Origin of the sequence: Streptococcus sp. HMSC073F11 (assembly GCF_001810785.1) — a bacterium.
Taxonomy (GTDB): domain Bacteria; phylum Bacillota; class Bacilli; order Lactobacillales; family Streptococcaceae; genus Streptococcus.
In genome coordinates, this window is the sequence record NZ_KV802698.1 from 362,241 (window position 1) to 376,601 (window position 14,361).

Below are 14,361 nucleotides of genomic sequence, written 5' to 3' on the forward strand. Positions count from 1 at the left end.
GCTTAGTTTTCCTTACTTTCACCGAAAAAGGCATTGTAGAGGGCTTTAATAGCTGCTTTCTCTTGGTCCTTATGGACAACAAACATAATAGATACTTCACTAGAACCTTGAGACATCATCTGGATGTTGATCTTATTTTCAGATAGAGCACGTGTCGCAGTAGCAGTTACTCCGATATGGCTCTTCATTTTTTCTCCAACAATCATAATGATAGAAAGGTCGTGCTCGATTTCTGCATGGTCTACTTCAGCCTTTTGAACCAACTGACGAAGAATTTCTTCTTCCTTGATAGGAGTTAGTTCGCGAGAACGGAGGATGATTGAAAGATCGTCGATACCTGTTGGCATATGTTCCCAACCGATGTTAAGATCTTCAAGGATTTGAAGAACCTTGCGTCCAAATCCCACCTCACGGTTCATGAGGTATTTAGACATGTTGATGCTGACAAAGCCAGAGTCACCAGCAATTCCTACTACTGGGAACTTGTCACTACTGTGTTTTAGAACGATACGAGTACCTGGATGGTCAGGGTTGTTGGTATTCTTGATAACCAGAGGAATTTTTCCACGGTAGGCGGGAAGAAGGGCTTCGTCATGAAGTACTGAGAATCCTGCATAGGCCAACTCACGCATTTCACGATAGGTCAATTCAGGAATCGAGTGTGGTTGGTGGATAATTCCTGGGTGAGCTGCAAAGATACCATCAACATCCGTAAAGTTTTCATAGAGGTCGGCTTTGACACCAGCAGCAATGATAGAACCTGTAATGTCTGAGCCTCCACGTGAGAAGGTACAGATTTGATTTTCCCTAGTAACTCCAAAGAAACCAGGAATGACAAGTACTTCATTTGCATTTGTCAATTCTTCAATCTTGTCATAACTTGATGGAATGATGCGAGCGTTGCCAGGTTCACTTGTGACCACAATACCAGCTTCTCTAGGGTGCACATAACGTGCATCGATCCCGTTTTGATTAAAGTAGGCAGCAATCAATTTAGCATTGTTATTTTCACCAGCTGCTAGGAAAGTATCGTAGAGAAATTCATTTTCATCAATAGGAAGAGTGGCTAAGGCGCGAATGCTTTTGGAAATTTTTTCTAAAACAGCTGGTTTTAGCCCTAGTTCACTAACCATAGCAGCATAGCGGTCGATAATCCAGTTTTGACTCTTGCTAATATCGTTACCAGCAACATAGTCGCGGTAGTATTTAATCAAGGCATCCGTAACCTTAGTATCTTCAGCATTGCGTTTACCAGGCGCAGAAACGACGACAAAACGACGCTCTGAATCGCTTTTGACAATGTTTAAAACTTTTTCTAACTGACTAGCAGAGGCAAGAGAACTACCTCCAAATTTAACAACCTTCATAAGGACTCCTAAAGTAAGTATTTTATACGATTATAGCAGAAAGAAAGGCTTTTTTCAATGAAGAAAAGAAGATGCTTTCTAGGACAAAGCGAGCCTTTCTAATCGGCTGAGACACTTTCAGTTGATTTTTTCTTGCTTTCTATTCCTAAAAAAGATATACTTTGAAAATAAAATAATTTAAACTGCTTATAAAATAAAAAGGAGTCCAGATGGAACACATTATTTATCAGCTTGAAGAGGATTTGGCAATCCTTACCTTGAATCGTCCTGAGGTCGCGAATGGTTTTCATATTCCTATGTGTGAGGAGATTTTAGAAGCTCTGACTTTGGCAGAAGAGGATCCGGCTGTGCATTTTGTCTTAATCAACGCGAATGGCAAAGTCTTTTCAGTTGGGGGAGATTTGGTTGAGATGAAGCGAGCAGTCGATGAGGATGATATTCCATCATTGACAAAAATCGCAGAATTGGTCAATACTATTTCTTATAAAATCAAGCAAATTGCTAAACCTGTCTTGATGGAGGTTGATGGGGCTGTTGCAGGCGCCGCAGCAAATATGGCTGTTGCGGCAGATTTCTGCATTGCTACGGATAAGGCTAAATTTATCCAAGCCTTTGTTGGAGTTGGCTTGGCTCCAGATGCGGGAGGAATTCATCTCTTGAGTCGCAGTATTGGTGTGACACGTGCTGTTCAATTAGCCATGACAGGAGAAGCTTTGACAGCAGAAAAAGCTCTAGAGTGGGGTGTAGTTTACCGCATTTCTGAAGCTGATAAGTTAGAAAAAACCAGAGAACAGCTTCTTAAAAAATTAAGACGTGGTTCAAGCAATTCCTATGCTGCCATTAAGAAGTTGGTTTGGGAAAGCCAATTTAAAGATTGGCAAGATTATGCTACTTTAGAACTGAACCTTCAGGAGTCACTAGCGAAAACAGAGGATTTCAAAGAGGGAGTTCGGGCTCATTCGGAAAGAAGACGACCTAAATTTACAGGAAAATAAAAAAATACTTGCACCATTCTTTGAACTTTGATATAATTCTTTTGTCAAATGTTTTGATTCTAAAAGTTTTTTTGAAAAGGAGGGAAGGAAAGATTGGACTACCAACGAATTAATGAATATTTAACGTCTATATTTAACAATGTCATCGTTATTGAGGAAGTTAGCTTGAGGGGTAGTCGTTTCAAGGATATCTCCATCAAAGAAATGCATACGATTGATGTGATTGGAAAAGTTCCAGATGTGACACCAAGTCAAGTGTCAAAAGAGTTGATGGTGACTCTTGGGACAGTTACGACTAGTTTGAATAATCTCGAACGTAAGGGTTATATTGAACGCATTCGTTCAGAACATGATCGACGTGTGGTACATCTGCATTTGACAAAGAAAGGTCGCTTGGTTCATAGGCTACATAAACGCTTCCACAAGGCCATGGTTGAAAAAATCATTGATGGTATGAGTAAGCAAGAGATGGAGGTTATGAGCAAAGGTTTGACTAATCTTTATCAATTTTTGGAGGATTTGAGATAATGGCTTTTGCAAAAATAAGCCAGGTTGCTCATTATGTGCCAGAGCAAGTGGTTACAAATCATGATTTGGCCCAGATTATGGATACCAATGATGAGTGGATTTCAAGTCGGACGGGAATACGTCAAAGGCATATTTCAAGAACAGAATCTACTAGTGATTTGGCTACAGAGGTTGCTAAGAAACTGATGGCAAAAGCTGGAATCACAGGAGAAGAGCTGGATTTTATCATTCTAGCTACTATTACTCCAGATTCGATGATGCCCTCTACAGCTGCTCGTGTTCAAGCTAATATTGGTGCTAATAAGGCCTTTGCTTTTGACCTAACAGCGGCTTGCAGTGGATTTGTATTTGCTCTTTCAACTGCTGAAAAGTTTATCGCTTCTGGTCGCTTTCAAAAAGGCTTAGTGATTGGTAGTGAAACCCTCTCTAAGGCAGTTGATTGGTCAGATCGATCAACAGCTGTGTTGTTTGGAGATGGTGCTGGTGGAGTCTTGCTAGAAACTAGCGAGCAAGAGCATTTCTTAGCTGAGAGTCTCAATAGCGATGGAAGTCGCAGTGAGTGTCTGACCTATGGACATTCAGGCTTGCATTCTCCATTTTCAGATCAAGAAAATGCAGATTCATTTTTGAAGATGGATGGACGCGCAGTCTTTGATTTTGCCATTAGAGATGTAGCCAAGTCTATCAAACAGACTATTGATGAGTCTCCTATAGAGGCGACAGACTTGGATTATTTACTACTTCATCAGGCTAATGACCGTATCTTGGATAAGATGGCTAGAAAAATCGGTGTCGACCGAGCTAAACTTCCAGCAAATATGATGGAGTATGGAAATACCAGTGCAGCCAGTATCCCGATTTTACTTTCAGAGTGTGTAGAACAAGGCCTCATCCGTTTAGACGGTAGCCAGACTGTTCTTCTATCAGGCTTTGGTGGAGGCTTGACCTGGGGCACGCTCATTCTTACAATTTAGGTAATCATGTGGTGAACACATTGTTATAAAAAAACTATTTATTTTAAAGGAGTCCTATCATGGCAGTATTTGAAAAAGTACAAGAAATTATCGTTGAAGAACTTGGAAAAGACGCATCAGAAGTAACACTTGAATCAACTTTTGATGATTTAGACGCAGATTCATTGGACTTGTTCCAAGTAATCTCAGAAATCGAAGATGCTTTTGATATCCAAATCGAAGCAGAAGATGACTTGAAAACAGTTGGTGACTTGGTTGCCTACGTTGAAGAGCAAACAAAATAAGCAGAATACAAATAGAAGGAGTAGGGAAACCCGCTCCCTCTTGTTTAGGCAATAGTTTGATTGTCAAATTATGACGGTATCGAACTATTACGTAAGCAAGAAACGATGGAGGCACTATGAAAACACGTATTACAGAATTATTGAACATTGATTATCCTATTTTCCAAGGAGGAATGGCCTGGGTTGCTGATGGTGATTTGGCAGGAGCTGTTTCCAAGGCTGGAGGACTAGGGATTATCGGTGGGGGGAATGCTCCTAAAGAAGTTGTCAAGGCAAATATTGATAAAATCAAATCATTGACTGATAAACCCTTTGGTGTCAACATCATGCTCTTGTCTCCCTTTGTGGAAGATATTGTAGACCTCGTTATCGAGGAAGAGGTTAAGGTAGTTACAACAGGCGCAGGAAATCCAAGCAAATACATGGAACGCTTCCATGAAGCTGGTATTACGGTTATTCCTGTTGTACCGAGTGTTGCCCTAGCTAAACGCATGGAAAAAATCGGTGCGGACGCTGTTATTGCAGAAGGAATGGAAGCTGGGGGGCATATCGGTAAATTAACAACCATGACCTTGGTGCGCCAGGTTGCTGCTGCTGTATCTATTCCTGTTATTGCTGCAGGAGGGATTGCGGATGGTGAAGGTGCTGCGGCTGGCTTTATGCTAGGTGCAGAAGCTGTTCAGGTTGGAACTCGCTTTGTCGTTGCAAAAGAGTCTAATGCCCATCCAAATTATAAGGCGAAAATTTTAAAAGCTAGAGATATTGATACTACGATTTCAGCTCAACACTTTGGACATGCTGTTCGTGCGATTAAAAATCAGTTGACTCGTGATTTTGAACAAGCTGAAAAAGATGCTTTTAAACAAGAAAATCCAGATTTGGAAATTTTTGAACAAATGGGAGCAGGTGCACTAGCCAAAGCGGTTGTTCACGGAGATGTGGATGGAGGCTCTGTCATGGCAGGTCAAATTGCAGGGCTTGTTTCCAAAGAAGAAACCGTTGAAGAAATCCTAAAAGATTTGTATTACGGAGCAGCTAAGAAAATTCAAGAAGAAGCCTCTCGTTGGGCAGGAGTTGTAAGAAATGACTAAAACAGCCTTTTTATTTGCTGGTCAAGGTGCCCAGTATCTAGGTATGGGACGGGATCTCTATGATCACTACCCTATTGTCAAAGAAACGATTGATCAAGCAAGTCAGGTACTCGGTTATGATTTGCGTCATCTTATTGATAGGGAAGAAGAAAAACTCAATCAGACCCGCTATACGCAACCAGCTATTTTAGCAACTTCAGTTGCTATTTACCGTTTATTACAAGAAATGGGCTATCAGCCTGATATGCTTGCTGGTTTGTCTCTTGGAGAATACTCTGCCTTGGTGGCTAGCGGTGCCTTGGATTTTGAAGAAGCTGTTGCCTTGGTTGCTAAGCGTGGCGCCTATATGGAAGAAGCGGCCCCTGCTGGTTCTGGCAAGATGGTAGCAGTTCTCAATACGCCAGTAGAGGTTATTGAAGAAGTCTGTCGAAAAGCTTCTGAACTTGGAGTAGTTACCCCAGCCAACTATAATACACCTGCACAAATCGTGATTGGTGGAGAAGTGGTAGCAGTTGATCGAGCTGTCGAACTCTTGCAGGAAGCAGGAGCTAAACGCTTGATTCCTCTTAAGGTTTCAGGACCTTTTCATACCGCTCTCCTTGAGCCTGCTAGCCAGAAACTAGCTGAAACTCTAGCTCAGGTAAGTTTTTCAGATTTTACTTGTCCTCTAGTTGGCAATACAGAAGCTGCAGTTATGCAAAAAGAAGACATTGCTCAACTCTTGACGCGTCAGGTCAAAGAGCCAGTTCGTTTCTATGAAAGTATTGCAGTTATGCAAGAAGCAGGCGTAACTAACTTTATCGAGATTGGACCGGGGAAAGTCTTGTCAGGCTTTGTCAAAAAAATTGATAAGACAGCTAAACTAGCCAATGTTGAAGATCAGGCTAGTTTGGAAACTTTGCTAGAAAACAAGTAATCCCTTCTCCCATAAATACAAGAGAAAACAGGAGAAAAGAATGCAACTAAAAAATAAAAATATCTTTATTACAGGTTCGAGTCGTGGAATTGGTCTTGCCATTGCCCATAAGTTTGCTCAAACAGGAGCCAATATTGTCTTAAACAGTCGTGGGACAATCTCAGAGGACTTGCTAGCCGTGTTTTCAAACTATGGTGTCAAGGTGGTTCCTATATCAGGAGACGTGTCCGATTTTGCAGACGCTAAGCGTATGGTTGATCAAGCTATTGCTGAGCTGGGTTCAGTAGATGTTTTGGTCAACAATGCAGGGATTACCCAAGATACCCTTATGCTCAAGATGACAGAAGCGGATTTTGAAAAAGTACTCAAGGTTAACTTGACTGGTGCCTTTAACATGACACAATCAGTCTTAAAACCGATGATGAAAGCCAGAGAAGGTGCTATCATTAATATGTCTAGTGTTGTTGGTTTGATGGGAAATATCGGTCAAGCTAACTATGCAGCTTCTAAGGCTGGTTTGATTGGTTTTACCAAGTCTGTGGCGCGTGAAGTGGCCAATCGCAATATCAGAGTTAATGCTATTGCACCTGGAATGATTGAGTCCGATATGACAGCTGTTCTATCAGACAAGGTAAAAGATGCTATGCTGGCACAAATTCCTATGAAAGAATTTGGGCAGGCAGAGCAGGTTGCAGATTTAACAGTATTTTTAGCAGGCCAAGATTATCTAACTGGTCAAGTGGTTGCCATTGATGGTGGCTTAAGTATGTAGCAGAAGCTAGAGGTAAAAAAGATGAAACTAAATCGCGTAGTAGTAACAGGTTATGGAGTAACATCTCCAATCGGAAATACACCAGAAGAATTTTGGAATAGTTTGACAACTGGAAAAATCGGAATTGGTCAAATTACGAAATTTGATCATAGTGACTTTGATGTGCATAATGCAGCAGAAATCCAAGATTTTCCTTTTGATAAATACTTTGTTAAGAAAGATACCAATCGTTTCGATAACTATTCTTTGTATGCCTTGTACGCAGCCCAAGAGGCTGTCAATCACGCTAATCTCGATGTAGAGACTCTTGATAAAGATCGTTTTGGTGTTATTGTGGCCTCTGGTATTGGTGGAATCAAGGAAATTGAAGATCAAGTGCTTCGCCTAAATGACAAAGGGCCAAAACGTGTGAAACCATTGACCCTTCCGAAAGCCTTGCCAAATATGGCTTCAGGAAATGTTGCTATGCGTTTTGGAGCAAACGGTGTTTGTAAATCTATCAATACTGCCTGCGCTTCATCAAATGACGCGATTGGGGATGCCTTCCGCTCAATTAAATTTGGTTTCCAAGACGTTATGTTGGTAGGTGGTTCAGAAGCCTCTATCACACCTTTTGCTATTGCTGGTTTCCAAGCCCTAACTGCTCTCTCAACTACAGAGGACCCAACTCGTGCTTCCATTCCATTTGATAAGGACCGTAATGGTTTTGTCATGGGTGAAGGTTCTGGGATGTTGGTTCTTGAAAGCCTTGAACACGCTGAAAAACGTGGGGCTACTATCCTGGCTGAAGTAGTTGGTTACGGAAATACTTGTGATGCTTACCACATGACTTCACCACATCCAGAAGGTCAGGGAGCTATCAAGGCCATTAAACTAGCCTTGGAAGAAGCTGAGATTTCTCCAGAGCAAGTAGCCTATGTCAATGCTCACGGAACGTCAACTCCTGCTAATGAAAAAGGAGAAAGTGGTGCGATTGTGGCTGTTCTTGGTAAGGAAGTGCCTGTATCATCAACCAAGTCTTTCACAGGACATTTGCTGGGGGCTGCAGGCGCGGTAGAAGCTATCGTAACAATCGAGGCTATGCGTCATAACTTTGTACCAATGACAGCTGGAACAAGTGAAGTATCAGATTATATCGAAGCCAATGTCGTTTATGGACAAGGCTTGGAGCAAGAAATTCCATACGCTATTTCAAATACTTTTGGTTTTGGTGGCCATAATGCAGTTCTTGCTTTCAAACGTTGGGAGAATAAATAAGTATGAATTTAAACGATATTAAAGACTTGATGGCTCAATTTGACCAGTCAAGTTTGAGAGAATTTTCTTATAAGAATGGGACGGATGAGTTACAGTTTAGCAAGAATGAAGCGAGACTTGTGTCTGAAGTTGCACCTCAAGTTGCTCCAGCACCTCTTCTAGCAACACCAAATCCATTGACTCCTACATCTGCTCCAGCAGAAACTGTAGCAGAAGAAGTTCCAGCTTCAGTTGAAGCAAGTGTGGATGCTGAGGGAGATCTTGTAGAGAGCCCACTTGTTGGGGTGGCTTACTTGGCTGCTGGACCAGATAAACCTGCCTTCGTTTCAGTTGGTGATAGTGTCAAAAAAGGTCAAACTCTGGTAATTATTGAAGCCATGAAAGTCATGAATGAAATTCCAGCTCCTAAGAATGGTGTGGTAACGGAGATTCTCGTTTCTAACGAAGAAATGGTTGAATTTGGTAAAGGATTGGTACGCATCAAATGATCGATATTCAAGGAATCAAAGAAGCTCTTCCCCACCGTTATCCTATGCTCCTAGTGGACCGTGTCTTGGAAGTGAGCGAGGACACCATTGTTGCCATCAAAAATGTGACCATCAATGAGCCCTTCTTTAATGGTCATTTCCCTCAATACCCTGTTATGCCAGGTGTTCTGATCATGGAAGCCTTGGCGCAAACAGCGGGTGTCTTGGAGTTGTCTAAACCTGAAAATAAAGGGAAACTGGTCTTTTACGCTGGTATGGACAAGGTTAAGTTTAAGAAGCAAGTTGTACCAGGCGACCAATTGGTTATGACAGCGACTTTTGTAAAACGTCGTGGCACCATTGCTGTGGTTGAAGCAAAGGCTGAAGTGGATGGCAAGCTTGCAGCTAGTGGTACTCTAACCTTTGCAATTGGGAACTAAGGAGGTTCTCCATGTTTCGAAAAATTTTAATTGCCAATCGTGGTGAAATTGCGGTTCGTATTATCCGTGCGGCGCGTGAACTGGGGATCGCGACGGTGGCTGTTTATTCAACTGCTGATAAGGAAGCCCTTCATACGCTTTTGGCAGATGAAGCGGTTTGTATCGGTCCTGGTAAATCAACTGAGTCTTATCTCAATATCAATGCGGTTCTATCAGCTGCAGTCTTGACTGAGGCAGAAGCCATTCACCCCGGTTTTGGCTTTCTCAGTGAAAATTCCAAATTTGCAACCATGTGTGAAGAGGTGGGGATTAAGTTTATCGGCCCATCTGGTCATGTCATGGATATGATGGGAGACAAAATCAATGCGCGTGCTCAGATGATAAAAGCAGGTGTGCCTGTCATTCCAGGTTCAGATGGAGAAGTCCATAACTCTGAAGAAGCTTTGATTGTTGCTGAAAAAATTGGCTATCCTGTTATGCTCAAGGCTTCAGCAGGTGGTGGTGGTAAAGGGATTCGTAAGGTTGAAAAACCAGAAGACCTCGTATCAGCCTTTGAAACGGCCTCTAGCGAAGCCAAGGCAAATTATGGCAATGGTGCCATGTACATAGAACGGGTTATCTATCCAGCTCGCCATATTGAGGTTCAAATCCTAGGAGATGAGCATGGACATGTGATTCACTTGGGGGAACGGGATTGTTCTCTTCAACGGAATAACCAAAAGGTTTTAGAAGAAAGTCCTTCAATTGCAATCGGCAAAACGCTACGCAATGAAATTGGTTCTGCTGCTGTTCGAGCGGCAGAGTCTGTTGGCTATGAGAATGCAGGGACCATTGAGTTCCTTCTTGATGAAGCCAGTGGTAAATTCTATTTCATGGAAATGAATACTCGTGTTCAGGTAGAACATCCCGTTACAGAGTTTGTGTCAGGTGTTGATATCGTTAAGGAACAGATTCGCATTGCGGCAGGTCAACCTCTGTCTGTGAGGCAAGAAGATATTGTCCTACGAGGTCATGCTATTGAATGTCGTATTAATGCAGAAAATCCAGCCTTCAACTTTGCTCCAAGTCCAGGTAAGATTACCAATCTCTATCTGCCAAGTGGAGGAGTTGGCTTGCGCGTGGATTCAGCAGTTTATCCAGGCTATACCATTCCACCTTATTATGATAGTATGATTGCCAAAATCATCGTTCACGGCGAAAATCGTTTTGATGCCTTGATGAAAATGCAACGTGCCCTCTATGAATTAGAGATTGAAGGGGTGCAGACCAATGCAGATTTCCAGCTTGACCTTATTTCAGATCGCAATGTCATTGCTGGGGATTACGATACTTCCTTCTTGATGGAAACCTTCTTACCTAAATATCAAGAAAAAGAATAAAATGACTTCAAGAGTTTAAACCGAAAAGGGGAATCAATGGCTCTATTTAGTAAAAAAGATAAGTATATTCGAATTAATCCCAATCGTTCGGTTAGGGAAAAACCTCAAGCCAAGCCAGAGGTTCCAGATGAATTATTCTCCCAGTGTCCGGGTTGTAAGCATACCATCTACCAGAAGGATCTGGGAAGTGAGCGTATCTGTCCGCACTGTAGCTATACCTTTCGTATTTCTGCCCAAGAACGCTTGGCTTTGACGATTGATATGGGAACTTTCAAGGAATTGTTTACAGGGATTGAAAGTAAGGATCCCTTGCATTTCCCTGGTTATCAAAAGAAACTGGCCTCTATGCGTGAAAAAACAGGTTTGGATGAAGCCGTTGTGACTGGAACAGCTCTTATAAAAGGTCAGACTGTGGCTCTTGGGATTATGGATTCCAACTTTATCATGGCTTCTATGGGGACGGTTGTAGGTGAAAAAATTACTCGTCTGTTTGAGTATGCGACTGTTGAAAAATTGCCAGTTGTTCTCTTCACAGCCTCTGGTGGAGCTCGTATGCAGGAAGGAATCATGAGTCTCATGCAGATGGCCAAGATTTCTGCAGCGGTTAAACGTCATTCAAATGCTGGCCTCTTTTACCTGACTATTTTGACAGATCCAACGACTGGTGGTGTGACAGCTTCTTTCGCTATGGAAGGCGATATCATTCTGGCTGAACCACAAAGTTTGGTTGGTTTTGCTGGGCGTCGTGTCATTGAAAATACGGTTCGTGAAAGCTTGCCTGAGGATTTCCAAAAGGCAGAATTCCTATTAGAACATGGCTTTGTGGATGCTATTGTTAAAAGAAGAGATTTGCCAGATACCATTGCTAGCTTGGTCAGATTGCACGGAGGGAGTCCTAGATGAATATTGCAAAAATAGTCAGAGAAGCGCGTGAGCAGAGTCGCTTGACAACCTTGGACTTTGCGACAGGCATTTTTGATGACTTTATCCAATTACACGGTGACCGTTCTTTTCGTGATGATGGGGCAGTTGTTGGTGGTATTGGCTGGCTTGGGGACCAAGCTGTAACAGTGGTTGGTATCCAAAAAGGCAAGAGTTTACAAGATAACCTCAAGCGGAATTTTGGCCAACCGCATCCAGAAGGCTACCGCAAGGCCCTACGGTTGATGAAACAGGCTGAAAAGTTTGGCCGTCCAGTTGTGACCTTTATCAATACAGCAGGTGCCTATCCTGGTGTGGGAGCAGAAGAACGTGGGCAGGGGGAAGCTATCGCTCGTAATCTCATGGAAATGAGTGACCTGAAAGTTCCGATTATTGCCATCATTATCGGTGAAGGTGGTTCTGGTGGGGCTCTGGCTCTGGCAGTTGCAGACCGTGTCTGGATGCTGGAAAATTCTATCTATGCCATTCTCAGTCCAGAAGGCTTTGCTTCCATTCTATGGAAGGATGGCAGTCGTGCCATGGAAGCAGCAGAACTGATGAAAATCACTTCACATGAGCTGTTAGAAATGGACGTGGTGGATAAGGTGATTTCTGAAGCAGGACTTTCTAGTAAAGAACTGATTAAGAATGTTAAAAAAGAACTCCAAGCTGAGCTAGCTAGACTTTCACAAAAACCGCTAGAAGAGTTGTTGGAAGAGCGTTACCAACGATTTAGAAAATACTAATATAAAAACTAGAACTGGCAGTCAGTTCTAGTTTTTATGTGGCTCTTTCTGTGTTGATGAGAAAGTCAAAAGGTGCGGCTTGAAGAAAGTTCTTTAGGCGCTGGCTGGTAATTTGGGCTTATAGTCATGGTACAAACCACCCGTTTGATGAGTGGTTGTAATTTTATCAGATTAACTTACACTTTTATTAATAATGAAGTTGGTTTGGCACTTTAAGCTTCATCTTTGAATAGTTCGCTATCAACATAAAAAATTCTTATCCCATTACTGTGGTGACTGCGCTACAAACATCATTTTAATAACAATATCTTTACCTTCTGTAAAACTTCCGCTTGTTGGATCACTATCATCAACAAGACCAATATAATGTCCACCAAAATATCGACGTCCTGTAGCTTTTCTTAACTCTTGCATAGCATCTATATTATAAGTATTATGAACTAACGACGGAATTAAATCACTATTTTTCTCTAATTTTGAATTTACTTCATCAATATTTTCATAAACATCATACTCACCTAAATCTACAAAATTAGAACTATCTGGTTGATTTCCATGACGAAGAGGAACTAAACCATTATATGTTTTCCAATATGTTTCAATTCTAACATGTACTCTTGATTGACTAATTTTTCCAATAGGTTTTTCTAAAGTAGCAGGTGGATTATCTGGTATATCTTTAGGTTCAATACTTGGTAATTCGGGTTGAACTGGAGGAGTTGGTATATTTGGAATTTCTAACTCCGGTAATTCTTGCACAACAGGTGGTTCAGGAATCTTTGGTATATCCTCTTCAGTTAAAATAGGCTTATCCATTACTAAAGGAATTCCTAGTTTATGTTCTGGCAGAGTAGGATATTCTGAAGTACCTGGTGTTGGTAAAGGATCAGGTGTATTAGGTATACGTGGAGTCGGTGGTTCTTCTGTAAAACTTGGAGTATTTGGACTTGAAGTAGGTGGGAGACTGATAATTTGACATTGTCCCTCAGTTTCAATTATACCCACGAAACGATATTGATCAATTGCTGGAGCTTCTAAATTTTCCCCTTCTGCTATCATGATACGAGAGGAAATTTCTGACATAGTTTGTGAGGCACTTACAACTCCGTATGTTATTAAAGAACCTCCAGCTAATAAAAGAACAAGAAATTGCTTCCCTCTACGATTCTTAACAATGGCAAATAAGCCAGCACTCATCAATGAAGTACCTAAAAAGAAACTTCCCCATGAGATAACACTACCTGTATTTGGTAGTTCCTTCGAAATCTCTTTTTCAAGGAAACTAGGTGCAGATTCTACTTTTTCATAAACTAAACGATAAATAGAACACGACTTCACTTTCTCTCCATTCTGTATTGGACGAATGAGACGTTGTTCATCTTGAGATAAGTCATTCTTATCTACAAAAGCAATATTAGTTCCACCATCATGAGCAGGCTTTAATGTAGATTGACTGTCTGCAAATGTATATCTCGGGATGATAGAAAAGAGAAGAGCAGAACTACAGACAGTTAAAAGACCAGCTATATTTTTCTTTTTCATGATAATCACACTTTCTAGATTTTTTTAAATCAGTTTTATATTAAATTTATATGATTATATAACAAAACAAAAGATATGTCAACTTTAAAATTTAAACACAATCACTAAGAGTAGAAAAAGTTCCATAGAATCTATAATGAAAAGCTCAATATTATCACTGTTCTTGAGAGGAGAACACAAGCTGTCATCCGAGATCACTTTCTACGCTACAATCGAGCTGTTCGTTGTCAGGTGAGATATGTTTAGTCCTTACTATAACTTGGCTAAACAGCTTCGCTTTCGAATTTCTAGGCTCATGCTGAAACAGTCTCCCAGACTGTTTCACTCACAAATGCTAAAATCGTTCTAGATCGATTCCATATTATCCAACATCTTAGCCGTGCTATGAGTCGTGTCCGTTTTCAAATCATGAATCAATTTGAGCGAAAATCCCATGAATACAAGGCTATTAAACGCTACTGGAAGCTCATCCAGCAGGATAGTCGTAAATTGAGTGATAAACGATTTTATCGCCCTACTTTTCGTATGCACTTAACGAATAAAGAAATTCTAGACAAGATTTTGAGCTATTCAGAAGACTTGAAACACCACTATCATCTCTATCAGCTCTTACTTTTTCACTTTCAGAACAAGGAGCGTGAGAAATTCTTCGGACTCATTGAGGACAATCTAAAGCAGATTC

15 protein-coding genes and 1 pseudogene are annotated in these 14,361 nt (G+C 41.3%); 14 read left to right on the plus strand and 2 right to left on the minus strand.

The window, feature by feature from the left end:
- Positions 1-2 precede the first annotated feature (2 nt).
- Complete coding sequence (locus HMPREF2764_RS08555; RefSeq protein ID WP_070528815.1) at positions 3-1,367, minus strand: aspartate kinase; 1,365 nt, start codon at positions 1,365-1,367, stop codon at positions 3-5.
- Positions 1,368-1,576: 209 nt separating this feature from the next.
- Here HMPREF2764_RS08555 and HMPREF2764_RS08560 point away from each other — a divergent pair, with 209 nt between their 5' ends.
- The 13 genes from HMPREF2764_RS08560 to HMPREF2764_RS08620 all read left to right on the plus strand — a co-directional run bounded on the left by HMPREF2764_RS08560 (position 1,577) and on the right by HMPREF2764_RS08620 (position 12,137).
- A complete protein-coding gene (locus tag HMPREF2764_RS08560) occupies positions 1,577-2,362 on the plus strand; it encodes an enoyl-CoA hydratase (RefSeq protein WP_070528819.1) in 786 nt (261 codons plus the stop codon).
- A 93-nt stretch (positions 2,363-2,455) separates the two neighbouring features.
- Entirely contained in the window at positions 2,456-2,890 is a 435-nt protein-coding gene (locus tag HMPREF2764_RS08565; RefSeq protein WP_070528822.1) for a fatty acid biosynthesis transcriptional regulator FabT, read from the plus strand.
- Positions 2,890-3,864 carry a beta-ketoacyl-ACP synthase III gene (locus tag HMPREF2764_RS08570; RefSeq protein ID WP_049516237.1) on the plus strand — a complete coding sequence of 325 codons (975 nt, stop codon included), beginning with the start codon at positions 2,890-2,892 and terminating at the stop codon, positions 3,862-3,864. Before HMPREF2764_RS08565 ends, HMPREF2764_RS08570 begins: the two co-directional genes overlap by 1 nt.
- Positions 3,865-3,923: 59 nt before the next feature.
- The gene (locus HMPREF2764_RS08575) at positions 3,924-4,148 is read left to right on the plus strand and encodes an acyl carrier protein (RefSeq protein WP_000257838.1); all 225 of its coding nucleotides are present in this window, start codon (positions 3,924-3,926) and stop codon (positions 4,146-4,148) included.
- A 116-nt stretch (positions 4,149-4,264) separates the two neighbouring features.
- Positions 4,265-5,239, plus strand: coding sequence for an enoyl-[acyl-carrier-protein] reductase FabK (gene fabK, locus HMPREF2764_RS08580; RefSeq protein ID WP_020901586.1), 975 nt, complete (start codon positions 4,265-4,267; stop codon positions 5,237-5,239).
- Entirely contained in the window at positions 5,232-6,155 is a 924-nt protein-coding gene (fabD, locus tag HMPREF2764_RS08585) for an ACP S-malonyltransferase (protein ID WP_070528825.1), read from the plus strand. Before fabK ends, fabD begins: the two co-directional genes overlap by 8 nt.
- Before the next feature lie 40 nt (positions 6,156-6,195).
- Entirely contained in the window at positions 6,196-6,927 is a 732-nt protein-coding gene (gene fabG / locus HMPREF2764_RS08590) for a 3-oxoacyl-[acyl-carrier-protein] reductase (protein ID WP_070528828.1), read from the plus strand.
- 21 nt (positions 6,928-6,948) lie between these two features.
- The gene (gene fabF / locus HMPREF2764_RS08595) at positions 6,949-8,184 is read left to right on the plus strand and encodes a beta-ketoacyl-ACP synthase II (protein WP_000774075.1); all 1,236 of its coding nucleotides are present in this window, start codon (positions 6,949-6,951) and stop codon (positions 8,182-8,184) included.
- A 2-nt stretch (positions 8,185-8,186) separates the two neighbouring features.
- Positions 8,187-8,672 carry an acetyl-CoA carboxylase biotin carboxyl carrier protein gene (gene accB, locus HMPREF2764_RS08600; RefSeq protein ID WP_070528830.1) on the plus strand — a complete coding sequence of 162 codons (486 nt, stop codon included), beginning with the start codon at positions 8,187-8,189 and terminating at the stop codon, positions 8,670-8,672.
- On the plus strand, positions 8,669-9,091 hold the full coding sequence (gene fabZ, locus HMPREF2764_RS08605) for a 3-hydroxyacyl-ACP dehydratase FabZ (protein ID WP_000565515.1): 423 nt from the start codon (positions 8,669-8,671) through the stop codon (positions 9,089-9,091). Before accB ends, fabZ begins: the two co-directional genes overlap by 4 nt.
- 11 nt (positions 9,092-9,102) lie before the next feature.
- Entirely contained in the window at positions 9,103-10,470 is a 1,368-nt protein-coding gene (gene accC, locus HMPREF2764_RS08610) for an acetyl-CoA carboxylase biotin carboxylase subunit (protein ID WP_070528832.1), read from the plus strand.
- 36 nt (positions 10,471-10,506) lie between these two features.
- Entirely contained in the window at positions 10,507-11,373 is an 867-nt protein-coding gene (accD, locus tag HMPREF2764_RS08615) for an acetyl-CoA carboxylase, carboxyltransferase subunit beta (RefSeq protein WP_070528836.1), read from the plus strand.
- Entirely contained in the window at positions 11,370-12,137 is a 768-nt protein-coding gene (locus tag HMPREF2764_RS08620; protein ID WP_070528842.1) for an acetyl-CoA carboxylase carboxyl transferase subunit alpha, read from the plus strand. The genes accD and HMPREF2764_RS08620 overlap by 4 nt, the downstream gene beginning before the upstream one ends.
- Positions 12,138-12,401: 264 nt before the next feature.
- On the opposite strand, the gene HMPREF2764_RS08625 is transcribed toward HMPREF2764_RS08620, so the two are convergent.
- Positions 12,402-13,679 (minus strand): LPXTG cell wall anchor domain-containing protein, encoded by a 1,278-nt coding sequence (locus HMPREF2764_RS08625; RefSeq protein WP_070528845.1) that lies wholly within the window; start codon positions 13,677-13,679, stop codon positions 12,402-12,404.
- A 138-nt stretch (positions 13,680-13,817) separates the two neighbouring features.
- Here HMPREF2764_RS08625 and HMPREF2764_RS10200 point away from each other — a divergent pair.
- A pseudogene (locus HMPREF2764_RS10200) lies at positions 13,818-14,361 on the plus strand (transposase); the annotation flags it as partial.